The organism is Micromonospora sp. WMMC264 (assembly GCF_027497275.1).
Taxonomy (GTDB): domain Bacteria; phylum Actinomycetota; class Actinomycetes; order Mycobacteriales; family Micromonosporaceae; genus Micromonospora; species Micromonospora chalcea.
In genome coordinates this window covers 4,565,290-4,587,938 of the sequence record NZ_CP114907.1, presented here as the reverse complement: position 1 = coordinate 4,587,938, position 22,649 = coordinate 4,565,290, and the positions used below count along the sequence as shown (strand labels likewise).

The following is a 22,649-nucleotide window of genomic DNA, read 5'->3' as shown; positions in this document are numbered from 1 at the left end:
GGGGAGCGTAGCGACCGCCTCAGTAGTCGATGTTGATGGCGGCGACCTGGCGGCTGCCGTTGAACACGATCGCCGGGCCGGCGAAGCGGGAGCTGGCGTACGTCAGCGCCGTCTTGTGCCCAGGGCTGTTGAACCACGCCTCGATCATCTGCTCCGGCGAGGAGTTGCCCGACGAGGCGAACAGCACCTCGTGCCCGCAGTGCTGCAACCCGCTCGCGTTCAGGTTCCGCCGTACGCAGGACTCCGCCTCCCGGTGTTGCGCCGCGCCCAGCTTGACCTCGGTCAGCCCGAGCGCGCGGCGCCGCTCGTTGAGCAGCACCAGCAGCCGCCGTTCCGCTGCTGACAAGCCGTTGGACGTGGCGGTGGACTTGACCGGCGACGGGGTCGGCTTTGGCGACTTGCTGGGCTTCGCCGCCCTGCTCGGGGTGGGGCTCGGGAGGGCGGCGGTCGGGGAGGCGGCGGTCGGGGAGGGTGTGAGCGCGGGAGCGGTGGTCGCGGTCGCGGGCTGCGAGGCCGCCACGCTCGTCGGCTGCTGCTTCGATCCGCTCGGGTAGTTGGCAAGGATCAGACCACCCCCGCCGAGCACGGCAACGGCCGCGGCGACGCCGACCAGGGTCTTGGACAACGAGAGCCCGGACCTCGCTCCGGCCGCCACGGCGTGCGTACCGGCCGGGGCGACGGGCGACACGGAGGCGACGGCGTGCAGCTTCTGCGTGACGTCCGAGGCGAGTGCGGCCGGGGGCGGCGTGAGCGCCAGGCCGGCGAGCAGCCGTTCCGCGGGCACCAGGTCGCTCGTCGCGTCCGGGCAGTGCGCGCAGTCCCGGAGATGCCGCGCGAACCGCTTGCGCCACAGCGGCGCCGGCTGACCGTTCCAGCCCGACGCGGTGTCGCGCAGGCCGGCGCAGCCGGGCCGCGCGGTGAGGGCTCGCACCACCAGCCGGGCGGTGTCCAGTTGCGCCTTCATCCGGGACACCCGCACGGTCACGTGATGTGGCTCCAGGCGCAGGGCGTCGACCAGGTCGGCGCGGGTGAGGTGACCGGCCTCGACCAGCCACCACAGGGACAGCAGGTGGCGGTGGTCGTCGTCCAGCCAGCGCGTGGCCAGCACGACCTCGCGGCGCTGGTCGGCGAGGCGGAGCTGGGTCAGGGTCAGGTCCTCGAAGTCCGCGCGCGGGTCGATCACGTTGTCGATGTCCTCCGGCGGCGCCGGTGTGGTCGGCCGGCGCTGCGTGTGGGTGCGGATCTCGTTCATGGTGACGGCGACCAGCCACGACCGGAACAGCCGCGGCTCGCGGACGCCCGGCAGGCCGCGTACGACGCTCAGCATCGTGTTCTGCACCACGTCGTCGACGTCGGCCGACCGGTTCAGCGCCCGGCCCACGATGTTGTAGACCAGCGGCAGACAGTGCGAGACCACCTCGTCCGTCGCCGCCCGGTCGCCGCGGCGAGCCGCGTCCACCACCGCCGACATGTCGGCCCTGTTCGGGTACGCGGGATAGGACACGCTCACAACCTCGCCTTCACGGAATGATCTCGTACACCGTGGAGACTGTCCGGTACGCGGTCAGGTCACACAAAATGCTGAGGTGTCGGAGGGAAGCGTTACCTTCTCCGCCATGCCATTGATCACAGTCACCGACGAGGTGGTCGGAGCTCCGGGCGGGCCCGCGTGGACCATTGAGGTCTTCGAGGAGACGCTGCCCCTCGCCGAGTTGATCCGCCGTCGGGTTTCCCTCGGGATCGCCGAGTCCGGCGCGGACGCCGATCCCGAGGAGCGGACGCGGATGACACTCGACGCGTTCGGCCGCAACGCCTTCGTGGTGCTCGTGGACGACCACCAGGTCACCGACCTGGACGAGAAGGTCCGCCTGCACGCGGGATCGCGCGTCACCTTCCTCAAGCTCGTCCCGCTGGTGGGTGGCTGAGTGGACACGTACGACCCCGAGTCGGCCGTGCGCGATGTGGTCGCCACCGTCAAGAGGTGGTGCGAGCGGAGCGGCCAGACCCTCAACGAGCCCACTCAGCGGGAATCCATCAGCCTGGTGGTGACCGTGTGCGGCTGGGCGCCGGCCGGGACGGTTCCGTCGCTGCTCGCGGCACTGAACGATCCGCACGGGCCGTACGATCTCGCTCCGCCGCTGGTCGAGCTGCTACCGGAGGCGACCCGGCAGGCGCAGACGGTCGCCGCCGCCGTGGCCGACCTGGCCGGTGACGACGCGGATCACGACCGCCGTGTCACCGCTGCGTCGACACTGATCGACCGCCTGCCGTCGCTGCCGTACGCGCACGAGGACCCGCGGGACCGGGCCCGGGGTGAGGCGTGGCGCCGCACGAAGGAACTCCTGGCCGCACAACCGGCGCCGGTACGGCAGGTGGTGTTCGACGCGTTGGCCGTGCCGGGCTCGGGCAAGGACGGGTGGGCCACGCTGATCCGTGCCGTGTGTTCCGGCGGCGGCCTCGACGGCTCGGCCTGGCTCGGCCGGCTGAGCACTCAGGCCTGGCTGGGATTCAACTACTGGAGCTCCCATCTCACGCGGTTCACCTGGGAGGCCATCCAGGCGGAGGCCGCGGCCGGGCGGGTGAACCCGGCGGCGCTGGCGACCTGGCGCCGGACCGGGATCGAGCGCTCGCTGAGCTACATCAGCGACGAGGCCGACCGGATGTGGCCGATCCCCAACGTCGGTGAGCAGTGGGCCGACCGCGCCGTGGCGGACATCGAGGCGATGCCGGCGGATCGCCGGTCCGCGTGGGAGGCGCTGCTGGCGCACTGCCCGGTCGAGGCGGACAAGGCGAAGCCGACGGCCGCCTGGCGCAAGCAGGCCCGGTCGCTGCTCGACGCGGTGGGCGTCGACGAGTTCACCGCCCGGCTCGACGACTGGCTCCCGCTCGTCGGGCAGTCCCGCAGCCTGCCACTGCGCATGACCACGTGCTGCGCCGGCCACATCAAGGACATGCCACCACGGATGATCGACCGCTACAACGTCAGGCTGCTGTGGGGCCTGCTCTGGATGCGGACGATGTGCCCGCCGTCCGAAGAGACCCTGCGCAGCTTCGGCCAGATCGCGGAACGGGCCGCCCGCAAGATCTCCGGCCACGGCCCGGCGAGCCCGAAGCTGGCGAACGCCGCGGTCGCGGCGCTCGTCGACACCGATCACCCGGCCGCGCTCGCCCAGCTGGCGCGGTTGTCCTCGCGGCTGACCTACAAGAGCACCCTGCGCCTGGTGGAGAAGGGGCTGACCCGGCACGCCGAGGCGCTCGGTGTCAGCCGGGAGGACGTCGAGGAGATGGCCCTGCCCGGCTTCGGGCTGCCGCTCGCGGACAAGCTGGGCGACTGCTCGTACGAGCTGGAGGTGCGCGGTGTCGACGCCGTAGTGGTGTGGCGCAACGCGGACGGCAAGGTGGTCAGGACGCCTCCGGCGCAGGTGCGCAGGGAGCACGGCGAGGAGGTGAAGGAGCTGAAGGCGACTGTCGCCGACGTCGCCGCGACGCTCGTCGCCACCCGCGACCGGCTGGAAGGGCTGCTGCGGCGCGACCGTTCGTGGACCGTCGAGCAGTGGCGCGAACGGCTCCTGGACCATCCGCTGGCCCGTACGCTGGCCCGGCGGCTCGTCTGGACGGTCGACGGCGTCGCCTGCTGCTGGGCCGGTGAGGCGCTGCGCACAGTGGACGACACCGTGTTCGAGCCGGCCGACGACGCGACGGTCCGGTTGTGGCATCCGGTGCTCGACCCCGACGCGGTGGGGCCGTGGCGGGACTTCCTGACCCGGCACGCGATCACCCAGCCGTTCAAGCAGGCGCACCGGGAGCAGTATCTGCTCACCGACGCGGAGCGAGCCACTGGCGTGTACTCCAACCGGTTCGCCGCGCACATCGTGCGTCAGCACCGGCTCAACGCGCTGCTGTCCCGGCGCGGCTGGTCGTACGTCCAGCACCGCAACGACGGGGCGTCCTACAACCTGCCCTGGCTGGCCCTCCCGGACTGGGGGCTGCGCGCCGAACTGGGTGTCGCCGGGATCGAGCACCGGGACGACGACCTCGTGTTCGACACGATGGGAACCGACCAGCTGTTCTTCATCCGGGGCGAGCGCCTGCCGGTTCCGCTGGCGCAGGTTCCGCCGGTCGTGCTGAGCGAGGTGATGCGCGACGTCGACCTGTTCGTGGCCGCGGCCGGGGTGGGCGCCGACCCGAACTGGTACGACGGTGGGCCGGAGGGCCGGTATCGCGACTACTGGGCGCAGAACAGCTTCGGCGAGCTGAACCCGACCGGCCGGACGCGCCGGGACGTGCTGGCGGAGCTGATCCCCCGGCTGGCGATCGCCGGTCGCTGCACGCTCACCGACAGGTTCCTGGAGGTACGCGGCGACCTGCACACGTACCGCATCCACTGCGGCTCGGGCAACATCCTGATCGCCCCGGACGAGCGGTACCTGTGCGTCATCCCGGACTCGGCGAAGGCGAAGGAGCCGGAGATGTTCCTGCCGTTCGAGGGTGACAGCCGGCTCGGCGAGATCATCAGCAAGGCGTTGCTGCTGGCCGCCGACAAGAAGATCAAGGATCCGGTGATCCTGCGCCAGCTGTGAGGCGGCCGGCGGGCGCCGGGCCCGGAGTCAGCTCGGCGCCCGCTTCGGCAGCAGCAGCTCCTCGTGGTCGAGTTCGCGTTCCAGCACGCGCAGTCCCTCGTCCGGCAGCCGGCCGGAGTCGCGCCACCGCAGCAACTCCTCGCGCTGTGCCTCCAGCGCGGTCCGGTGGACCCGCAGCGCCGTCTCGTACTCGGGTGAGGTGGGCAGCTCCGACGATCCGCTCTGCTGGAGCAGGTCGAGCCGCCCCCGGTAGCGGGCCAGCCGGGTCAGCAACTGGGCGCGTGTGGTGTCGACCGCCACCCGCGTGTCCGGCTCCTCGGCGGCGACGGTGTCGAGGCGGGCCAGGGCGGCCTCGACGGCGGCGGAGCGGGCCTCGTTGCGTACCCGGGCCTGGTCTGCCTCGTCGGCGCGCAGGCCGAGCATCCGCACGAGCGGCGCGAACGTCAGGCCCTGCCCGACCAGCGTCACCAGGACCACCACGAAGGTGCAGAACAGCAGCAGGTCGCGGTCGGGGAACGGGTCTCCGCTGTTGGTGGTGAGCGGCAGCGTGAAGATGGCGGCCAGACTGATCACGCCCCGGGTGCCGGACCAGCTCAGCGCCACCACCTCGCGTGCGGTCAGTCCGCGGGCGTTGCGGTCGGCTCGCCCGGCCCGCCGCGCCGCGCCGGGCGGGTCGGTGTCGTCCTGTTCGGCGACGCCGCCCAGCCGGGTGTGCAGCGACCGGGGGAGCCACTGGGTCAGGATCAGCCAGGCCGGGCGCAGGAGCAGGACCACGCCGACGGACACGGCGACGGCGACGACGATGGTGGACGTCTCGTACTGGCGCAGGCCCCGCACGACGGCGGGGAGTTGCTGGCCGATGAGCAGGAAGACGAAGCCTTCGAGCAGGAAGTCGACGAGCCGCCACACGGCGTTGGTCTGGAGGCGGGCCGCCCCGGACCCGAACTGCGGCGTCTGGTGGCCGACGATCAGGCCGGCGACCACCACTGCGAGTACGCCGGAGACGTGCAGCGCCTCGCCGAGCAGGTACGCCACGAACGGTGTCGCGAGCGAGATGGCGTTGGACAGCAGCGGGTCCGCGGTGAGCGGCCGGACCAGCCGTTTGGCCCGGGCGACGACGACACCTACGGCGATTCCGCCGGCCGCCGCGAGCACGAACTGCCCGACCGCTGCGTGGAACGAGAACTCGCCGCCCACGGCGGCGGCCACCGCGACGCTGAGCATGGTCAGCGCGGTGGCGTCGTTCAGCAGCCCTTCGCCCTGGATGATCGTGACCATCTTCGGCGGCAGGTTGACCCGGCGGCCCACGGCCAGGGCGGCGACCGGGTCGGGCGGGGCGACGGCGGCGCCGACCGCGATGCCGGCGGCCAGGGTCGCGCCGGCGACGAACAGGTGGAACCCGACGCCGACGAGCAGTCCGGTGAGGAGCACCAGCAGCACCGAGAGGCTGACCACGATCCGCAGGTTGCGCCGGATGTCCAGCAGGGACGAGTCGAGCGCGGCACTGTAGAGCAGCGGCGGCAGCACGACCATGAGCACCAGCTCGGGATCGAGGCCGATGTTGGGGCCGGGGAGCAGCGCGTACGCGATGCCGATGAGCGGCAGGAGCGCGGCGGCGGGCAGGCCGGTGCGGGAGGCCACCCACCGTACGGCGATGACGACCGCGACGGCGGCGAGCACGAACAGCAGTGTCGAATGGGTGCTCACCCCGGTCGACACTACCGGGATCGAGATCATCGCGCGATGGGAAAGGGGCCGTCAACCGAGGGTTGACGCATCCGCATCGTCAACCTATGGTTGACGCATGGAGGAGACGGAACCGCACAAGATGACCCACCCGGTACGCCTCGACGACCTCATCGACGGCATCAAGAAGGCACACACCGACGCGCTCGACCAACTGGCCGACGCCGTCCTCGTCGCCGACCACCTGGGCGACGTCGCGGATCACCTGATCGGGCACTTCGTCGACCAGGCGCGCCGCTCCGGCGCGTCGTGGACGGAGATCGGCCGCAGTATGGGCGTGAGCAAGCAGGCCGCCCAGAAGCGTTCCGCGGCCAAGGCGGAGACCGCCGCCGCGCTCGACCCGAACTCCGGGTTCGGCCGGTTCACCCCGCGCGCCCGCAACGTCGTGCTGGCCTCGCAGGAGGAGGCGCGGGCGGCCGGCAACGCCGAGATCACCCCGGGACACGTCGCGCTCGGGCTGCTGGCCGAGCCGGAAGGGCTGGCCGCCGCCGCGATCGTGGCGCAGGGCGTACCCCTGGAGCGGCTGCGGGAGGTCGTCACCGCGACGCTGCCGGCGAAGGCCGGCCAGGTCCCGGACCTGATCCCCTACGACGCGCGGGCCAAAAAGGTCCTGGAGCTGACGTTCCGGGAGGCGCTGCGGATGGGACACAACTACATCGGTACGGAGCACATCCTGCTCGCCCTGCTGGAGGAGGAGGGCGGCGACGGTGTGCTGACCGGACTCGGGCTGCGCAAGGACGCGCTGGAGTCGGCGTTCGAGGCGGCGCTGGCCGAGATCACCCGAAAAGGGGCCTGACACCGGGCCGGGCACGCGCCACGGGGGCGCGTGCCCGGCCCGCGTGTGTCAGTCGGCGGTGGGGAACCCGTAGCGGGCCGCGTGCTCCGGGTCGGCCGGGTCGATCTGGCGGATGCCGGCGTCGGCGAGGCGCTTGTTCACCTCGTCCAGGCGTTCCCGGACCAGCCGGGCCTCCTCCTCGGTGACGCGGCCGCGGTGCGGGCGCCCGGCGTGCTCGATGGTGCCGTAGTCGATCTTCTCGGTGGCGCGGCGTGCCTTGGGCGGCTTGACCCGCTCGGCGGTACGCAGCAGTTGCGCCATCGGCACGTCGGTGGCCATCGCGTCGAACTCGCTGGCGGTCAGCACCACCCGGCGCGGCTCACCGTGGCCGTGCCGGTCGTGGATCTCCACCACCGCGACGTCCAGTGCCGCGTCGTCGATGCTCTCCACGTCGACCGGGGTGGCGTCCAGTTGCACGGGCCCGGCGACCAGGTCCGGGTGCTCCAGTACGACGACCTTGACCACCTCGTCGTCGGCGCTCAGCACCTGGCCGGTGAAGTCGGAGACGTGGATCGTCTTCTTGCCCATGCGCGGAGCTTCTCCTGTCGTAGGCCGGAAATCGGACCACAAGACGCTACCGCACAGGTGTGCGAAGACCGGTACGCCCGCCCGGCCGGTGTGTCGCCGCCCGCGTTCCTAGAGGCTGCCTTTCGGGGCGACCCACTCGGTGGGCTGGTGGGTGAGCGCGGCGATCCGGTCGTAGTCGGCGTCGTAGTGCAGCACCGTGGCACCGTGCAGCTCGGCGGTCGCCGCGATGATCAGATCAGGCAGCCGAAAGTTGCGGTGCTGGCTCTCGGCGGCCAGTAGGCGGTGCACCGCCATGGCGCGGTCCATCGCCTCGGCGGTGACATCCAGCCAGCGGTGTCCCCGGAGCGCCTGCCACAGGATCTCGTATCCCTTCGGTGTGGGGGCGTTGTTCAGATATTCCAGCGAGGTCATCTGGCACGCGGCGAGGCGCCCTTCTGCCAGCAGCGTCTCGAAGCGCTTCCGGACGGCCTGGTGCCGAGCCTGAAGCACGTACACCGACGTGTCCGCCAGGTAGACCTGGCCGGCCATCAGGCCGCGGCCTCGCCGTCGCGGGCGTCCTCGGCGAGCCGGCTCAAGTCGCGCCCACCGCCGTAACGCCAGCCCTCGTCCGACTCGGCGAAGTCCATCTCGACCTGATCGAACGCGGCGACGATCTCCTTCGCCTGCCGCCGGACGGCGAAGGCGTGCAACGCGGCGTTGATGGTGGCGACCTTGGTGTCGGTGCCCAGCACCTCGCGGGCGGACTCCAGCCACTCATCGTTGACGTCCACCGTGATGCGGGTCATGCGTTCGACCGTACACCAGGAAGTGCTGGATCTGCGCACCAAGCTGCGCTTGAAATTGGTGCGTCAGGCGGCCGCCGACCCGCGCCAGGCGGCGGCGCCCGATGGTTGCGTGTTCAGCTCGGCCCAGGAGAGCCTCCGGTTGCGGGCTTCGCGGTACGCCCGCTGCGCCGGGAAGCGTCCGGCGTCGTCGGCGGCCCGCCAGCTCCGCTCCGGGTCCTGCTGGAATCGGTCATTCGGTTCGTGAGGCATGACCACTACCGTCCCAGAAAAACTTGTCCATGTATGGAAATGAATATGACGCAGGGTCGATGCCTCGGGTTCCCGTGAAGCGTCAAATTCCTGCGGCCATCCGCCGGACCACACATCGTCATCCGTCGCTGACGTGCCGCCCCACTACCCATCCGCCGCGGGTCTCAACCCCGGTGGGATCAGTTGATTACGCGAGCACGGGCGGTCCGGCCCGGCGTACCATGATCACGTGCTCGACCGGCGGGTCTTCCTCCATCTGGCGACCTGGCTGGGACAGTGGCCGGCGGGCCCGGGACTGCACGTGGTGCGGTCCCACCGCCGCGCCCGTCCGGCCTGGGACGGCCGCCTGCGCCCGGCCCTCGCGGTGACCGCCCACGGCAGCACCGTCCTCTCGGTCGCCGTCGATCGGGTGGAGGCGGTCCGGGCGCTGGTCCGGGGACGGCCGCCCGGCGAGTGGCTGCCCGCCCTCCCGGCGGCGGTCGGCACGCCCGACTTCATCTCGCACACGTCCGTCTTCCGCTGGTGCGCCGACCCGGCGCCGCTGCCCGAGGTGGGGGAGTGGGTGCCGCCCACGCTGCCCGGGCTGCCGCCGTGGCTGCGGCTGTTCGACCGGGAGGTGCTCGTGGTCCGGGGCGCCGACGGCGCGTACCGGGCCGGGGTGGGGATCAAGCGGCACGACTCGTACGGGCACGAGCTGGCGGTGGGCACGGTGCCGGCCGCGCGCGGGCGCGGCCTGGCCCGGCGGCTGGTCGCGCAGGCGGCGCGCCGGGTGCTGGACGAGGGAGCGATTCCCACCTACCTGCACGACCCGGGCAACGCGGCGTCCGGCCGGGTGGCCGAGGCGGCCGGGTTCCCGGATCGCGGCTTCACCGCGTTCGGCGTGTTCCCCCGCTGAGCCGGCCCGGCTCGGCGCGGACCGTGGATCCCGGGCCGGATCCACGGTCCGCAGCTCTCCCCCAGGCCCCGACACCGGTAACGCTATGTGTAGTACCGGCCGTGAACAAGGGGTGTGTTGCTGTCCGGTTGCGGACTCTCACCTGCGAAATCGCTGGCAGGTGCGCGGGCGAGGTCAGTGACGCAGCGTATGGATGAGGGCGAGCGCCTGCCGGGTGGCCGGCCGCAGCACGCGCAGCCGGGACAGCCCCACCAGCCGGTCCACGAGCGGCACCACGCCGTCGATGAGCTGGCGGGTCTTGACCTGCCCGTCCGAGCGGTCGTGCACCCAGTAGAGCACCACACCCATGTAGCCGAGCCAGAGCAGCTCGGGCAGCGCCTCGCGCAGCTCGTCGTCGAGCTTGACGGTGGACCCGGTGAGGGCCTCGCGGAACAGCGCTATCGACATGTCCCGCGGCTCCGACGACTCGGCGGAGAACGGGCTGAGCGGCGAGGTCGGCTCGGCCGCCGTCTTGAAGAAGGCGCCCGCGAACGCGTGGTACGGGCTCAGCACGTCGATGCCCGCGTGCAGCACCCCGGCCAGCCGCGCGGCGAACTCCCGTTCCCGGGCGAGCACCGGGCCGGCCGCCTCCCGGTGATCGCGCTGGGTGCCCGCGTAGAACTCCTGGACCAGGTGCTCCTTGGAGTCGAAGTAGTAGTAGGCGTTGCCCACCGCCACGCCGGCCTCCTGGGCGACCGCCCGCATGGTGGTGCGCGCGTACCCGCGCTCGCGGAACAGCCGCATCGCGGTGTCCAGGATCAACTGGCGGGTCTGCTCACCCCGGGCCGTCGACCCCTGCCCACCCGCAGCGGTCGTCGGCGCACTCTGCTCGGTCATCGTCGTCACCGTATCCCGGTTCCCGGATCCGTTCGCGGACCGCGGAGGCCGCCGCCACCACCCGCCGGGCCAGCGGCAGCAGGTGCGGGCGGGCCAGCCGCTCGGCCGTACCCCGATGCTCGGCGAGCGCCCAGAGGCAGGCGAACCAGGCGCCGTCGCCGCTGTAGACCGCGCCCGTGTCGGCCACCACTGTCAGGTCCCGCAACGTCGCGTCGTGGTCGAGGCCGGGGAAGCGCCGCCGGGCCTCGGCGGACCCGGCCGGCACGAACTCCAGGGGTACGAGCTGGGGCCGCGAGGCGAGCCACCGCCGGGCGCCCCGGCACATCGGGCAGCCCGCGTCGAACAGGACGGTGAACCCGCGGATCCCACCGGCCCCGTGCCCGGTGGGATCCGACGGGCGCCCGCCCGGGGCGGACGTCACCGGGCCGGCGGGTTCGGGCCGCCTGCCGGTACGGGCCCACCCTGCGGCGGGAGGATACGGACCGGCGGCAGCGGCGGGTGGGTGGCCTGCTGCCGCAGGCGGCCGCGCCGGTAGCGGCCGAGCGCGAAGACGTTGAAGAAGTGCAGCGCGCCCAGTACCAGCAGGACCAGGCCCACCTTCATGGAGAGCTGCTCCAGCGCCTGGCTGGTGTCGCCGACCGGGCCGGACTCCTTCATCGCCACCGTGACGTAGCCGAGGTTGAGCAGGTAGAAGCCGACCACGAGCAGGCTGTTGACCGCCTCGGCCAGCCGGCTGTCGGCGAACACGTCCTGCAGGAACACCAACCCGTTGCGGGACAGTGCCCGGGCCACCCAGATGGTCAGACCGATGCTGACCGCGAGGTAGGCCAGGTACATCCAGACCTTCACGTCCATCCCCGTCGCCTCTCTTGAACGTGTTCAAATCAAGGACGCCCTGAGCGTACGACAGATTTTGAACGTGTTCAAGAGTGATGCGGTCAGCCGGTCAGGCCCAGCGTCTGCGCGGCGGCGCGGCCGTTGGCGTGGCTGGCGCCATGGGTGGCGACGAACGCGCGCGCGCCAGCCGGCCGCCACGCGCCCGGCCAGCCCATCTCGACCACTGTCACCTGATGCGTGGCGGCCAGCGCCTCGACCAGCTCCCGCGCGCCGGGCAGCCGGTGCAGGTGCCGCCCGACCAGCACGACCGGCCGGTCCCCGGCGAGCCGCCGCAGCTTCTCCGGGTCGGTCTCGCCCGCCACCGCGCGGGCCTGCTCGATCCCGGCGGCCAGGTGCGGGCCGAGCCCCCACGGCACCCGCCCCTCGGCGACGGTGGAGGTGGCGTGCACCTGCACCACCAGGGGTGCGGCGGCGCGGGTGAGGTCGCCCTCGACCCGTACCGCCCGCAGCGCGGCGGCGTAGCCGAGGCCGTCGGTGGCGGGCGGCGGGGCGTCGGCGGGGCCGGTGGCGGCGAGCGCGGCGGTCCGGCCGGCCGCCTCCTCGACCCGCTCGCGCGCCAGCCGCCCGTCGCCGATCGCCGCGACGATCTCGGCGGCGACCGACTCGACCAGCTCGGCGTCGACCCGGGCGCCGATGCAGAGCAGGTCCGCGCCGGCCGCCAGCGCCCGGACCGCGCCCGTGCCGACCCCGCCGGCGGCGAGCACCGCGCCCTTCATCTCCAGCGCGTCGGTGACTACCGCGCCGGTGAAGCCGTACTCGACGCGCAGCAGGTCGTGCAGGACTGCGCGGCTGAACGTGGCCGGGCCGTCGCCGGTCAGCGCCGGCACCCGGATGTGCGCGGTCATCACCGCGCGGACGCCCGCGTCGACCACCGCGGCGAACGGCGGCAGGTCCCGTTCCCGCAGGACGGCCGGCGGCACGTCGACTGTGGGCAGCTCGTGGTGGGAGTCGGCGACTGTGGCGCCGTGCCCGGGGAAGTGCTTGGCGCAGGCGGCCACGCCCGTCGACTGGAGGCCGGCGACGGCGGCGGCCGAGTGGACCGCCACCCGCTTCGGGTCGGCGCCGAACGAGCGGGTGCCGATGACCGGGTTCTCGTCGGCGGTGTTCACGTCGACGGTGGGCGCCAGGTCGAGCGTGACGCCGAGCGCGGCCAGCTCGGCGCCGATCGCCGCGTACACCTCGCGGGTCAGCGCGGGGTCGTCGACGGTGCCGAGCGCGGCGTTGCCCGGGTACGGGCTGCCGGTGGCGTGGGCCAGCCGGGTGACGTCGCCGCCCTCCTCGTCGATCGCGACGATCACGTCGGGGCGGCCGGCGCGCAGCGCCGCCGTGGACGCCGCGACCTGGGCCGGGTCGTGGATGTTGGTGCCGAACAGGGTGTGCCCGGCGAGCCCGGCGGCGAGCAGGTCGACCGCCCAGTCCGGCGGGACCGGACCCGGGTACGCGGCCAGCAGCGTGCCCAGCGCGAGCCGCCGGAGTCCTGGATCCTGACCCACGAGTATCCCCTTTCCCTGCCGGGTCGTCCGACCTTCGCGGATCGGGGCGGCCGATACGCTAACGGACGCCCCTCGGCAGGCGTTTTGTGGTTAGAAAACTTTACTGAAAATTGAGGACGACGGCATGAGTGCGACCCGGCTGCCCGGTACCCCCCGACTCCTGCGGGCGCTCAACGATCGTGCGGCGCTGGAGCTGCTGCTCGAACGCGGCCCGCTGACCCGGGCCCGGATCGGTGAGCTGACCGGGCTGTCCAAGGTCACCGCGTCCCAGCTCGTCGAGCGGCTGGAGGAGCGCGGCCTGGTCGCCCGGGTCGGCGAGCAGGCCGGCGGGCGGGGCCCGAACGCCCAGCTCTACGCCGTCCGGCCGGGCAGCGCGTACGTGGTGGGTGTGGACGTCGGCGCGGAGCGGGTGGTGGCGGCCTGCGCCGACATCACCGGTACGGTGGCCGGCCGGGTCGAGCAGTCCACGAAGGACACCGACGACCCGGTCGGGGTGGTGCACAACGCGGTGGTCCAGGCGGCCAGCAGCGCCGGGGCGGAGCTGTCCGCCGTCCGGCGCGTCGTGCTCGGCACCCCCGGCCTGGTGGACCCGCAGACCGGCGACATCACCTTCGCGTTCAACCTGCCGCGCTGGCACAGCGGCCTGCTCGCCGCGCTGCGCGAGGACCTGGACACCCCGGTCGTGTTCGAGAACGACGTGAACCTCGCCGCGGTGGCCGAGGCGCAGTCCGGCGCGGCCCAGGGCACTTCCGACTTCGTGCTGGTCTGGGTGGACGCCGGCGTCGGCCTGGCGATCATGCTGGGCGGGCGGCTGCACCACGGCAGCAGCGGCGCGGCCGGCGAGATCGGCTACCTGCCGGTGCCCGGCGCGCCCATCCCGCGCGACGTGTCCAAGCGGGCCAAGCCGGCATTCCAGCAGCTCGTCGGCGCCGACGCGGTACGCGCGGTGGCCGCCGAGCACGGCTTCGCCACCCCGAAGGCGGCGGAGCAGGGCGTCGCGGCGGCCCGGGCGGCCGAGGTGGTACGCGCGGCGATCGCGGCCGGCACCGCCGGTGGGCCGATGCTGGACGAACTGGCCCGCCGGCTGGCGCTCGGCGTGGCGAGCACCTGCGTGGTGCTGGACCCGCCGCTGGTGGTGCTCGCCGGCGCGGTCGGGCAGGCGGGCGGGGCGGCGCTGGCCGAGCGGGTGCAGCACGAGGTCGCCGCGATCACGCTCGTCCGGCCCCGGGTGGTGACCACCGGGCTGACCGAGGAGCCGATCCTGCGCGGCGCGCTGCGTACCGCGCTGGACGCGGTGCGCGACGAGGTGTTCGGCTCGACGGTCGGCTGACCGCGTCGTGCGCCCTGACGCCATGTGAAGGAATCCTTCATCATGGCGTCAGGGTTCGCAAGGAGTTGCCGGGACTGCCCTTCCGTCACATCAGGTCGCGGCGGCGGAACACCGTGAACGCCGCGGCCACGAGCGCGCCGGTGAGCCCGAGCAGCACCACCAGACCCGACGGCCAGGTCACCGTGTACGAGCCGTCGCAGTAGCCGGAGATCCCGGGGCCGCAGGCGTTGCCGTCCCAGAGCCGCACCTCACCGGAGAGCCAGGCCGCCAGATAGCTGGACAGCATGTACCGGTCCGGCCGGCCCACCTGGAGGATCTGGAACACCAGCCGTGCCCCCAGCTCCCACACCACCACGTACGCGGCCACCGCGCCGAGCGCCGCCGACGTCAGCCGGCCCAGCGTGGCGACGGCGAAGCCGAGCGCCGCGGCGAGCAGCACCAGCACCAGGCCGCGCCCCCAGATCGCGGCGAGCGACGGCCAGAAGTCGCCACCGGTCCGCCCCACCAGACCGGACGCCTGGCCGATCAACCAGAACGCCCCGAGGTACGCCACCGAGGCCAGCACCGACAGGCCGACCAGCCCGCCCAGCAGGGTGCCCAGCTTCGCGGCGAGCACCGTCGACCGCCGGGGCCGCCACAGCAGCAGGTTGACCACCCCGCCCGAGTTCAGGTCGGCCCCGATGTACGAGGCGCCGACCAGGAACCCGAACAGCGTCAGGAACGCGATCAGGAAGTAGAGCAGCGGCTCGGCCTCCTTGGCGAAGACGAAGACACCGCTGAGGTAGTCGGCCGCGGTCGGCAGCTCGTCGAGCTGGGCCGGGTCGATCTGGGCGCAGTCGCGCGGCAGGTAGTCGTTCTCGGCCGGCGGGAGCGAGCCCTCCCGGATCCGCAGGCAGCGGTCGTACGTCATCTCCATCTCGCGGACGCTCTCCGCCGCCTGCGCCTGCGCGCGGCTCAGCTCCGCCGGGCTGGGCCGGTGCGAACCGGCGAGCGTGGTCACCACCGTCACCGCGAAGGCGGCAGCCAGCAGCACCACCATGAGCTGCACGAAGCGCCGGGCGGCCAGCCGCTCCAGCTCGGCACGGACCAGGTTCACGCGTCCACCTCCCGGCTCTCCCGGACGTCGAGGTCGATCACTCCGTCGCTCGGCGGCGCGCCGTCGACCTGCCGCGGCACCTCCACGCCCATGTGCTCGTGGTCGCCGGTCAGTTCCAGGAAGACGCTTTCCAGGTCCGGCCGCAGCGGGACCAGCTCGCGCACCCACACGCCCTGCTCGCCGAGCGTCCGGCTGATCGTCTCCGGATCCTCCACCCCGGTCACCACCAGGTGGTCCGGCCCGGCCGTCACCGACAGACCGGCCCGGCCCAGCAGGTCACCGGCCTGCTCCGGGTCGGCCACCCGCACCCGCCACTGGTGCTGGTCGAAGCCGGCCAGCACCTCCTCCACCGGCCCGTACGCGACCCGCCGCCCCCGGCTGACGATCGTCACGTGGTCGCAGATCAACTGGATCTCGGCCAGGATGTGGCTGGAGAGCAGCACCGTCACCCCGGCCTCGGCGAGCGACCGGGTCAGGTCGCGCATCTCCCGGATGCCGGCCGGGTCCAGCCCGTTCGCCGGCTCGTCCAGGATCAGCAGCTCCGGGTTCTTCAGCAGGGCCGAGGCGACCGCCAGCCGCTGCTTCATGCCCAGCGAGTAACCCTTGACCCGCTCGTGGCCCCGGTCCCGCAGCCCGACCTGCTCCAGCACCTCGTCCACCCGGACGGTCGGCACGCCACCGGCCACGGCCAGCAGCCGCAGCGTCCGGTGCGCGGTGAAGTTGGCGAAGAACTGCGGGCTCTCCACGATCGCGCCGACCCGGCCGGCCACGTCCGGCAGGCGCTCGGGTGAATCGGCGCCCAGCACGCGCATCCGCCCGGCGTCCGGCCGGACCAGCCCGAGCAGCGCACGCAGCGTGGTGGTCTTGCCGGAACCGTTCGGCCCCAGGAAACCGTGCACCTGACCCGCCTCGACCAGCATGTCGAAGCCGTCGACGGCGACCCGGCGCCCCTGACGCAGCGAGTGGAACGTCTTGCGGAGGCCGGCGATCTCGATGACCGCGCTCATCCGCGCGCCTTCCGGCAGCGGTCGGGCATGGGTGTCCTTCCGGAAGCGGTGACCAACGACACGGCGCCCCACCCTATGGTGGCGACGCCTCCCGTGGGGGGCACCGTGCCGGATGCGTGATTGGATGGTGCGGTGACTGGTGACCTGATCCCCGGCGCCCAGGGCGCCCCCGCCCCCTCGACCGTGGACGCGGATCTGGTGGTCAGCCTCGACGGGGTCGGCGTCAAGCGCTCCGGCACGGCGCTGGTGCACGACGTCGACTGGCGGGTCGAGCTGGACGAACGGTGGGTGGTGCTCGGGCCGAACGGCGCGGGCAAGACGACACTGCTCAACCTGGCCTCCGGCCGGCTGTACCCGACCAACGGCGTCGCCCACGTGCTCGGCGAGCGCATCGGCCGCACCGACGTCAACGAGCTGCGTACCCGCATCGGCCTGTCCACCGCGACGCTCGCCGAGCGGATCCCCGCCGACGAGCGCGTCACCGACGTGGTGGTGACCGCCGCCTGGTCGGTGGTGGGCCGCTGGCGGGAGAGCTACGACCGCACCGACGAGGCGCGCGCCGCCGCGCTGCTGCGCCAGCTCGGTGTCGGGCACCTCGCCGACCGCGCGTACGGCACGCTGTCCGAGGGCGAGCGCAAGCGGGTGCAGATCGCCCGCGCCCTGATGACCGACCCGGAGCTGCTGCTGCTCGACGAGCCGGCCGCCGGGCTCGATCTGGGCGCGCGCGAGGACCTGGTGGCCCGGCTGGCCGAGCTGGCGTACGACCCGGACGCGCCGGCGATGGTGCTGGTCACCCACCACGTCGAGGAGATCCCGCCGGGCTTCACGCACGCGCTGCTGCTGCGCGAGGGCGGCGTGGTGGCGCAGGGCCTGCTCGGCGACGTGCTCACCGCCGACAACCTGTCGAAGACGTTCGGCCTGCCGCTGGTGGTCACGCGGTCCGGCGACCGCTGGGCCGCCCGCGCCGCCTGAGCGACGGGACGGACACCGTGCCGCAGACCCGGATCGCCGTCGTCGGCAGCGCCAACATGGACCTGGTCGGCATCGGCGCCGCGCTGCCCCGGCCGGGTGAGACGGTGCTGGGCAGCGACTTCGTCATGCTGCCCGGCGGCAAGGGCGCCAACCAGGCGGTCGCCGCGGTACGCGCCGGCGCCTCCTGCGTCTTCCTCGGCGCGATCGGCTCGGACTCGTTCGGCGTGACGCTGCGGGCCAGGATGACAGCGGCCGGCGTGGACACCGGCCACCTGCGGGTGGTCTACGGCCCGTCCGGCGTCGCCCTGGTCATGGTCGGCGGCGCGGGGGAGAACGCCATCCTGGTCACGCCGGGCGCGAACGCCGCGTTCACGTCGCCGACCGCCGACGAGCTTTCCGCCGTACGCGATGCGGACGTGCTGGTCGCGCAGCTGGAGGTGCCGGTCGAGACGGTGACCGAGGCGGCGCTCGCGGCCCGGTCGGCGGGCACCCGGGTGGTGCTCAACGCCGCGCCGGCCCGGCCGGTGCCGGCCGAGCTGCTGGCGGCCACCGACCTGCTCGTGGTGAACGAGCCGGAGGCGCAGGCGCTGACCGGTCGCGGCCGGGACGAGCCGGCGGCGCTGCTGGATCTGGTGCCCCGGGCGGTGCTCACGCTCGGCGGCGACGGCGCCTGGTACGTCGACCGGGAGCGGCCGGCGACGCACGTGCCGGCGGTGCCGGTGGACGTGGTCGACTCGACCGCCGCCGGCGACGCGTTCACCGCGGCGCTCGCCGTGGCCTGGGGTGAGGGGCGGGACCTGGCCGACGCGGTGCGCTGGGCGGCGGCCGCCGGTGCGGCGTGCGTACGCAAGCTCGGCGCCTCGGTGGCGCTGCCGCACCGCGCGGAGATCGACGAGCTGTTCGCCGACTGTTAAGAAGGGCCCCTTTCACTACCGGAGGCGTTAACAAGGGGCCCTTCCTTACACCTCGTCGGTGAGGCGTTCTCCGCGGCGGCGCAGCATGCCGAGCCCGGGGATGCCGGCGACCGCGAGCTTGAGATCCCGGGTGACGTCCAGCAGGTCGTGCAGGTCCGGGCCGACCCGGTCCAGCGTGGCCAGGATCGGCAGCACGTCCGAGGTGAGGTGGTCCTTGAGCTTCGGCAACTCGTCCACGAGACGGATCGCTGCGGTCACCTCCTCCGGGCTGAGCTGCTCCACGAAACGCGCCGCCATCGGCGCGGCCCGGCGCAGCGTCGACTCGTACGCGGCCAGCAGCTCGTTCGCGACGCCGGTGGCCTTCTCGGCGGTGGCGAGGGTGCCCGCCGCCCGCGCGGTCACCGTCTCCGCCTCGGTGACCACACCGGCCGCGCTGCGGGCCACCCGGTCCGCCTCGCCGACCACGGTGGCCGCCGCCGCGGAGACCCGCTGCGCCTCGCCGACCACCACCGTCGCGGCGGCGGCCACCTCGGTCGCCGTGTCGATCGCCGCGGTCGCGGCGGCACTGATCACCGCCACCTCGCGGACCGCCGTCTCGGCGTCGGCCAGCACCCGGTCGGTGCGGTCGAGCGTGCCCTCGATCCGGTCCACCACTCCGTCGATCCGCCGGACCAGCGCCTCCACCTGGTCGAGGACGGCGAAGGCGCGAGCGGGTACCGAGGCCATCGTGACGGCCGAGCCGAGCGCCTGGTCCACTGCGGTACGGGTGAGGCCGAGCAGGGCGCCGGGCCGGGGGAGAGGGATCGCCATGGCTTCCAGTGTGCGGCGTCGCGGCCAGTGCCGCCCGGCGGCAGCCGGGCGGCGAAGGTCACGCCGGGCCGCCGACGCGGCGTAGGGTGCCGGCATGCCCACCCCCGGCCCGGCGTCGCGGCGAACGCTCGCCTGCGGCGTGGTCGCGCTGCTCGCCGTCGTCCTCGGCGCCCTGCTCCTGGTCCGCGCCGACGCCGGGCTGAGCACCGCGCGGGCGACGGTGGCCGGGGTGCCGCTGACCGAGGTACGTGCCGACGGCGGGGCCGGTGGCCTGCGGCCCGGGGTGGTGATCGCGCACGGCTTCGCCGGGTCGGCCCGGCTGATGCGGCCGCTGGCCGACTCGGTGGCCCGCCAGGGCGGCGTCGCGGTGCTGCTCGACTTCGCCGGTCACGGCGCCAGCGGGTCCCGGCTGCCCGGCGCCGGGCGGGACGACGAACGCGCGCGGGCGCGGCTGCGGCACGACCTGGACGTGGCGGTCGGGTGGCTGCGCGGGCGTCCCGGCGTCGACAGGGACCGGATCGTCCTGGTCGGGCACTCGATGGGCGCCGGCGCTGTCGTCCGGTACGCGGTGGCGCATCCGGAGATCGACCGGACGGTGGCGATCTCGCTGCCCGACGGCGGTGACGTGCCGGCCGGCTGGCCGGGGAACCTGACGCTGGTGGTGGGCGGGCTGGAGTTCGCCGGCTTCCGCCAGGCCGTCGACGAGGCGACCCGGGACGCGCCACCGGGTTCCCGGACGCGGGTGGTGGCGCCCGGCGTCGAGCACGTGTCGGTGCTGTTCGCGCCGCGTACCCACGCCGCGGTGCTCGACGCGCTCCCGGGCCGTACCGGCGGGCCGGAGCCGTCCCCGCTGACCCGGCCGGGCGGCGCCGGGCTGCTGCTGGCCGGGCTCGCGCTGGGTTTCGTGCCGCTTGCGGCCCTGCTGCCGCGCCGGGCGCGGCCGGGCGCGGGCGGTCCGCGTACCGGCTGGTGGCTGGCCGCGACGGTGCCGGCGGCCGGGCTGGGCGCGGTGTCCGCCGCGCTGCTGCCGACCACCCGCCTGCCGCTCGCCGTGGGCGGATACGTCGCCGTGTTCCTGCTGCTCACCGGCGTGCTGCTGGCCGCCGCGGCACGCTACGCGCGCCCCGGTGGGACACCGCCGACCGCGAGCGGCGTCCGGTCCGCGGTGGTCGCTGTCGCGTTCCTCGGGTACGCGGTGCTCGCCGTCGCGCTGCCGCTTCATCTCGGGCTCACCTCGACCGTGCCGGTCGGGGCCCGGTGGTGGCTGCTGCCCCTGGTGGCGTTCTGCTGCCTGGTGTTCCTGCTCGGCGCCGAGCGGCTCGCGGGCGGCGACGGCCTCCGCTACGCGGCCACCGGCGGCATCGCCGTGCTGGTGCTGGCCGCCGCGGCGGTGCTCGGCCTGGCGCCCGGGTTCGTGCTGCTGGTGGTGCCGCTGTTCGCCGCGCTGGTGGCCTGGCAGGCGGCCTGGGCCGCGGTGTTGCGCCGCCGGGCCGCGCCGTGGTGGCTGGCGCCGCTGCTCGGGGCGGTGCTGCTGGCCTGGCCGATCGCTACCACGCTGCCGCTGGCCTGACCGGCGCCGGTCGGCTCAGCGCCGGTCGGTCTGCTGTTCCACGGCGCGTTGCACGGCCCGGTAGATCTGCCCGAACCGCAGCGCGTCGGGCGTGCGGACCAGCATCGTCTCCCGGCCGTGGTGCTGCACCCACAGTTCGTGCACCCGGTTGCCGCGCTCGTAGGAGCGGTCCAGCCAGCCGAGTGGCACCTCCAGGAACGGAGTGAGCGCCAGGCCGATCACCACGAACGCGGCCAGGATGATCAGGGCCAGTTTCCACTCGCCCCGGTCCTGCGCCGACCAGGCGAGGGAGAGCACGCAGACCACGGCGACGAGTGGTGGCAGCGACAGCAGCAGGACCAGCACCCCGCGTCCCAGCACCCGCCCCCGGACCGCGAGGGTGGTGGCGCCGCGCTCGTGCCAGACGTACGTGACGTCGGCGAGCGCGACGACCCGACCACCCGCGTGGATCGCGTCCGAGGTGACCTGCACCGCGTCGTCCCGGTAATAGAGGGCCATAAATCAGCCTAACCGCGTGTGTCGACACCGGACGGTCGAGCGTCGGTAGGGTGACGGTATGGCGGGCGGGGCCGGGCGAACAGGACGCCTACGGCCTGTTGCGCGGGCTGGGCCTGCTGCCGGACGAGCCGATCACGTTCTGGCCGGGTGCGGCCGGCAGGCTCTCCATGGCCCGCTGCACCGCCCGGTAGATCTGGCCGAAGCGCATCGCGTCCCGGGTGTGCAGCAGCCGCACCGGACGACCCCGCCAGTCGGCCCACATCTCCATCTCCCGGCTGCCCCGGGCGTAGGAGCGGTCCAGGTACTCGAAGAGGAAGTCGGCCACCGGCCCGACGGCCAGGCCGATCAGCACCGAGATCCCGACGATGGCGATGGTGACCACCGCCGAGCGTTGCAGCCACACGGCCAGCCCGATGCCCAGCACGGCGGTGACCAGCGGCCCGGCGATCGCGGCCCCGATCGCGCCGCGCCCGGCGAGCACCCGCCACGAGCGTTCGCCCCGCCGGTGCCACACCGTGGTGAGTTCGGCGAGCGGGTAGGTGCGCCCGTCCACCCGTACCGTGGTGGAGGTGACCTGGACGGACCGGTCGTCGAAGTAGGTGATCATGACCTCACTCCCGGTGGCGGGGCGGCGGCGACTCCGGCGGCTACCTGGGGAGTCGCCGACACCACACTGTCTACCCCAACGAGGCGAGCCGTAAGGTTGGCACGCGACTTCGACGAGGAAGTGAGGGCAGCGTGGGCGAGTTCGTCAAGCTGGAATCCAAGGACGGCATCGGCACCATCCGGCTGGAGCGGCCGCCGATGAACGCGCTCAACACCCAGGTGCAGGAGGAGTTGCGCGCCGCCGCTGCGGCGGCCACCGCCGACGCCGAGGTCCGCGCCGTCATCGTGTACGGCGGCGAGAAGGTCTTCGCGGCCGGCGCGGACATCAAGGAGATGGCCGACATGTCCTACGTGGACATGGCGGAGCGCGCGGCCGACCTGTCCAGCGCGCTCGGCGCGATCTCCCGTATCCCGAAGCCGGTCGTGGCCGCGATCACCGGGTACGCGCTCGGCGGCGGCTGCGAGCTGGCGCTGGCCTGCGACTGGCGGATCGTGGCCGAGGACGCCAAGCTCGGCCAGCCGGAGATCAAGCTCGGCATCATCCCGGGCGCGGGCGGCACGCAGCGGCTGGCCCGCCTGGTCGGCCCGGCCCGCGCCAAGGACCTGATCATGACGGGTCGGATGGTCGACGCCGCCGAGGCGCTGCGGATCGGCCTGGCCGACCAGGTGGTGCCGGCCGCGGAGGTCTACGACGCCGCGGTGGCGTACGTGAAGCCGTTCCTGACCGGGCCGGCGCAGGCGCTGCGGGCGGCGAAGGCGGCCGTCGACGCGGGTCTGGACATGGACCTCACCTCGGGCCTGGCCTGGGAGAGTCAGCTCTTCGCGGCGCTGTTCGCCACCGACGACCGGCGCGAGGGCATGACCGCGTTCGTGGAGAAGCGCAAGCCGGGCTTCACCGGCCGCTGACGCGAGAGCTGTTCACATCTGCTGTACCGGCCAGTAACGTGACCCCGGTCGGTCGA

The 22,649-nt window shown here is 73.5% G+C and carries 24 protein-coding genes; 9 read left to right on the top strand and 15 right to left on the bottom strand.

The genetic code is table 11. The features are described 5' to 3' along the window. Positions 1–19: 19 nt before the first annotated feature. Positions 20–1,504 carry a sigma-70 family RNA polymerase sigma factor gene (locus O7542_RS19865; protein ID WP_231915521.1) on the bottom strand — a complete coding sequence of 495 codons (1,485 nt, stop codon included), beginning with the start codon at positions 1,502–1,504 and terminating at the stop codon, positions 20–22. Between the two features lie 112 nt (positions 1,505–1,616). Between O7542_RS19865 and O7542_RS19860 the strand changes: the two genes are divergently transcribed. Further along, positions 1,617–1,925, top strand: a complete 309-nt coding sequence (locus tag O7542_RS19860) for a hypothetical protein (RefSeq protein ID WP_281605027.1) — start codon at positions 1,617–1,619, stop codon at positions 1,923–1,925. Beyond that, positions 1,926–4,580: a DUF4132 domain-containing protein gene (locus O7542_RS19855; RefSeq protein ID WP_281605026.1), complete on the top strand. Its 2,655-nt coding sequence runs from the start codon at positions 1,926–1,928 to the stop codon at positions 4,578–4,580. It abuts the gene before it with no gap. A 27-nt stretch (positions 4,581–4,607) separates the two neighbouring features. Here the strand turns inward: O7542_RS19855 and O7542_RS19850 are convergent, their stop codons facing one another. Further along, positions 4,608–6,317 (bottom strand): Na+/H+ antiporter, encoded by a 1,710-nt coding sequence (locus O7542_RS19850; RefSeq protein ID WP_281605025.1) that lies wholly within the window; start codon positions 6,315–6,317, stop codon positions 4,608–4,610. A 67-nt stretch (positions 6,318–6,384) separates the two neighbouring features. Between O7542_RS19850 and O7542_RS19845 the strand changes: the two genes are divergently transcribed. After that, positions 6,385–7,122: a Clp protease N-terminal domain-containing protein gene (locus tag O7542_RS19845; protein WP_043326103.1), complete on the top strand. Its 738-nt coding sequence runs from the start codon at positions 6,385–6,387 to the stop codon at positions 7,120–7,122. 48 nt (positions 7,123–7,170) lie between these two features. Here the strand turns inward: O7542_RS19845 and O7542_RS19840 are convergent, their stop codons facing one another. From O7542_RS19840 to O7542_RS19825, 4 genes are all read right to left on the bottom strand, one after another. After that, positions 7,171–7,689, bottom strand: a complete 519-nt coding sequence (locus O7542_RS19840) for a hypothetical protein (protein WP_187693456.1) — start codon at positions 7,687–7,689, stop codon at positions 7,171–7,173. Positions 7,690–7,797: 108 nt separating this feature from the next. Beyond that, on the bottom strand, positions 7,798–8,217 hold the full coding sequence (locus O7542_RS19835; RefSeq protein WP_043326099.1) for a PIN domain nuclease: 420 nt from the start codon (positions 8,215–8,217) through the stop codon (positions 7,798–7,800). After that, on the bottom strand, positions 8,217–8,474 hold the full coding sequence (locus O7542_RS19830) for a type II toxin-antitoxin system VapB family antitoxin (RefSeq protein ID WP_043326097.1): 258 nt from the start codon (positions 8,472–8,474) through the stop codon (positions 8,217–8,219). Before O7542_RS19830 ends, O7542_RS19835 begins: the two co-directional genes overlap by 1 nt. A gap of 63 nt (positions 8,475–8,537) precedes the next feature. Continuing rightward, the gene (locus O7542_RS19825) at positions 8,538–8,723 is read right to left on the bottom strand and encodes a DNA repair protein (protein WP_281605024.1); all 186 of its coding nucleotides are present in this window, start codon (positions 8,721–8,723) and stop codon (positions 8,538–8,540) included. Between the two features lie 229 nt (positions 8,724–8,952). On the opposite strand from O7542_RS19825, the gene O7542_RS19820 reads away from it, so the two are divergent. Beyond that, the gene (locus O7542_RS19820; RefSeq protein WP_113971868.1) at positions 8,953–9,618 is read left to right on the top strand and encodes a GNAT family protein; all 666 of its coding nucleotides are present in this window, start codon (positions 8,953–8,955) and stop codon (positions 9,616–9,618) included. A gap of 174 nt (positions 9,619–9,792) precedes the next feature. Here O7542_RS19820 and O7542_RS19815 read toward each other — a convergent pair whose 3' ends face one another. The 4 genes from O7542_RS19815 to O7542_RS19800 all read right to left on the bottom strand — a co-directional run bounded on the left by O7542_RS19815 (position 9,793) and on the right by O7542_RS19800 (position 12,884). Next, a complete protein-coding gene (locus O7542_RS19815) occupies positions 9,793–10,494 on the bottom strand; it encodes a TetR family transcriptional regulator (protein WP_281605023.1) in 702 nt (233 codons plus the stop codon). Further along, positions 10,433–10,915 (bottom strand): DCC1-like thiol-disulfide oxidoreductase family protein, encoded by a 483-nt coding sequence (locus O7542_RS19810; RefSeq protein ID WP_043326091.1) that lies wholly within the window; start codon positions 10,913–10,915, stop codon positions 10,433–10,435. The genes O7542_RS19815 and O7542_RS19810 overlap by 62 nt, the downstream gene beginning before the upstream one ends. Continuing rightward, positions 10,912–11,349, bottom strand: coding sequence for a hypothetical protein (locus O7542_RS19805; protein WP_043326089.1), 438 nt, complete (start codon positions 11,347–11,349; stop codon positions 10,912–10,914). The genes O7542_RS19810 and O7542_RS19805 overlap by 4 nt, the downstream gene beginning before the upstream one ends. Before the next feature lie 83 nt (positions 11,350–11,432). Then, entirely contained in the window at positions 11,433–12,884 is a 1,452-nt protein-coding gene (locus tag O7542_RS19800) for a glycoside hydrolase family 3 N-terminal domain-containing protein (RefSeq protein WP_281605022.1), read from the bottom strand. A 124-nt stretch (positions 12,885–13,008) separates the two neighbouring features. On the opposite strand from O7542_RS19800, the gene O7542_RS19795 reads away from it, so the two are divergent. Then, positions 13,009–14,214 carry an ROK family transcriptional regulator gene (locus tag O7542_RS19795; RefSeq protein WP_069087605.1) on the top strand — a complete coding sequence of 402 codons (1,206 nt, stop codon included), beginning with the start codon at positions 13,009–13,011 and terminating at the stop codon, positions 14,212–14,214. Positions 14,215–14,299: 85 nt separating this feature from the next. Here O7542_RS19795 and O7542_RS19790 read toward each other — a convergent pair whose 3' ends face one another. Together O7542_RS19790 and O7542_RS19785 are read right to left on the bottom strand one after the other, a co-directional pair. Next, positions 14,300–15,310: an ABC transporter permease subunit gene (locus O7542_RS19790; RefSeq protein ID WP_043326085.1), complete on the bottom strand. Its 1,011-nt coding sequence runs from the start codon at positions 15,308–15,310 to the stop codon at positions 14,300–14,302. Further along, positions 15,307–16,317, bottom strand: a complete 1,011-nt coding sequence (locus O7542_RS19785) for an ABC transporter ATP-binding protein (RefSeq protein ID WP_043326083.1) — start codon at positions 16,315–16,317, stop codon at positions 15,307–15,309. Before O7542_RS19785 ends, O7542_RS19790 begins: the two co-directional genes overlap by 4 nt. Positions 16,318–16,437: 120 nt before the next feature. Here O7542_RS19785 and O7542_RS19780 point away from each other — a divergent pair, with 120 nt between their 5' ends. Together O7542_RS19780 and O7542_RS19775 are read left to right on the top strand one after the other, a co-directional pair. Next, positions 16,438–17,289: an ABC transporter ATP-binding protein gene (locus O7542_RS19780; protein ID WP_281605021.1), complete on the top strand. Its 852-nt coding sequence runs from the start codon at positions 16,438–16,440 to the stop codon at positions 17,287–17,289. A 17-nt stretch (positions 17,290–17,306) separates the two neighbouring features. Beyond that, complete coding sequence (locus O7542_RS19775; protein WP_069087606.1) at positions 17,307–18,203, top strand: ribokinase; 897 nt, start codon at positions 17,307–17,309, stop codon at positions 18,201–18,203. Positions 18,204–18,248: 45 nt separating this feature from the next. On the opposite strand, the gene O7542_RS19770 is transcribed toward O7542_RS19775, so the two are convergent. Then, positions 18,249–19,013: a hypothetical protein gene (locus O7542_RS19770; protein ID WP_281605020.1), complete on the bottom strand. Its 765-nt coding sequence runs from the start codon at positions 19,011–19,013 to the stop codon at positions 18,249–18,251. A gap of 94 nt (positions 19,014–19,107) precedes the next feature. Here O7542_RS19770 and O7542_RS19765 point away from each other — a divergent pair, with 94 nt between their 5' ends. Further along, a complete protein-coding gene (locus O7542_RS19765; protein ID WP_281605019.1) occupies positions 19,108–20,583 on the top strand; it encodes an alpha/beta fold hydrolase in 1,476 nt (491 codons plus the stop codon). A 15-nt stretch (positions 20,584–20,598) separates the two neighbouring features. Here O7542_RS19765 and O7542_RS19760 read toward each other — a convergent pair whose 3' ends face one another. Both O7542_RS19760 and O7542_RS19755 read right to left on the bottom strand, forming a co-directional pair. Beyond that, entirely contained in the window at positions 20,599–21,081 is a 483-nt protein-coding gene (locus O7542_RS19760) for a DUF6232 family protein (RefSeq protein WP_064446971.1), read from the bottom strand. Positions 21,082–21,169: 88 nt separating this feature from the next. Continuing rightward, a complete protein-coding gene (locus tag O7542_RS19755) occupies positions 21,170–21,688 on the bottom strand; it encodes a DUF6232 family protein (RefSeq protein WP_281605018.1) in 519 nt (172 codons plus the stop codon). A 131-nt stretch (positions 21,689–21,819) separates the two neighbouring features. On the opposite strand from O7542_RS19755, the gene O7542_RS19750 reads away from it, so the two are divergent. Beyond that, positions 21,820–22,593: an enoyl-CoA hydratase-related protein gene (locus O7542_RS19750; protein WP_043326074.1), complete on the top strand. Its 774-nt coding sequence runs from the start codon at positions 21,820–21,822 to the stop codon at positions 22,591–22,593. The last annotated feature ends 56 nt before the right edge of the window (positions 22,594–22,649 follow it).

Coding starts and splice junctions, on each gene's coding strand:
- O7542_RS19860 (WP_281605027.1), top strand. CDS start 1,617: ATGCCATTGATCACAGTCACCGACGAGGTGGTCGGAGCTCCGGGCGGG.
- O7542_RS19850 (WP_281605025.1), bottom strand. CDS start 6,317: ATGATCTCGATCCCGGTAGTGTCGACCGGGGTGAGCACCCATTCGACA.
- O7542_RS19845 (WP_043326103.1), top strand. CDS start 6,385: ATGGAGGAGACGGAACCGCACAAGATGACCCACCCGGTACGCCTCGAC.
- O7542_RS19840 (WP_187693456.1), bottom strand. CDS start 7,689: ATGGGCAAGAAGACGATCCACGTCTCCGACTTCACCGGCCAGGTGCTG.
- O7542_RS19835 (WP_043326099.1), bottom strand. CDS start 8,217: ATGGCCGGCCAGGTCTACCTGGCGGACACGTCGGTGTACGTGCTTCAG.
- O7542_RS19830 (WP_043326097.1), bottom strand. CDS start 8,474: ATGACCCGCATCACGGTGGACGTCAACGATGAGTGGCTGGAGTCCGCC.
- O7542_RS19825 (WP_281605024.1), bottom strand. CDS start 8,723: ATGCCTCACGAACCGAATGACCGATTCCAGCAGGACCCGGAGCGGAGC.
- O7542_RS19815 (WP_281605023.1), bottom strand. CDS start 10,494: ATGACCGAGCAGAGTGCGCCGACGACCGCTGCGGGTGGGCAGGGGTCG.
- O7542_RS19805 (WP_043326089.1), bottom strand. CDS start 11,349: ATGGACGTGAAGGTCTGGATGTACCTGGCCTACCTCGCGGTCAGCATC.
- O7542_RS19795 (WP_069087605.1), top strand. CDS start 13,009: ATGAGTGCGACCCGGCTGCCCGGTACCCCCCGACTCCTGCGGGCGCTC.
- O7542_RS19785 (WP_043326083.1), bottom strand. CDS start 16,317: ATGAGCGCGGTCATCGAGATCGCCGGCCTCCGCAAGACGTTCCACTCG.
- O7542_RS19770 (WP_281605020.1), bottom strand. CDS start 19,013: ATGGCGATCCCTCTCCCCCGGCCCGGCGCCCTGCTCGGCCTCACCCGT.
- O7542_RS19765 (WP_281605019.1), top strand. CDS start 19,108: ATGCCCACCCCCGGCCCGGCGTCGCGGCGAACGCTCGCCTGCGGCGTG.
- O7542_RS19760 (WP_064446971.1), bottom strand. CDS start 21,081: ATGGCCCTCTATTACCGGGACGACGCGGTGCAGGTCACCTCGGACGCG.
- O7542_RS19755 (WP_281605018.1), bottom strand. CDS start 21,688: ATGATCACCTACTTCGACGACCGGTCCGTCCAGGTCACCTCCACCACG.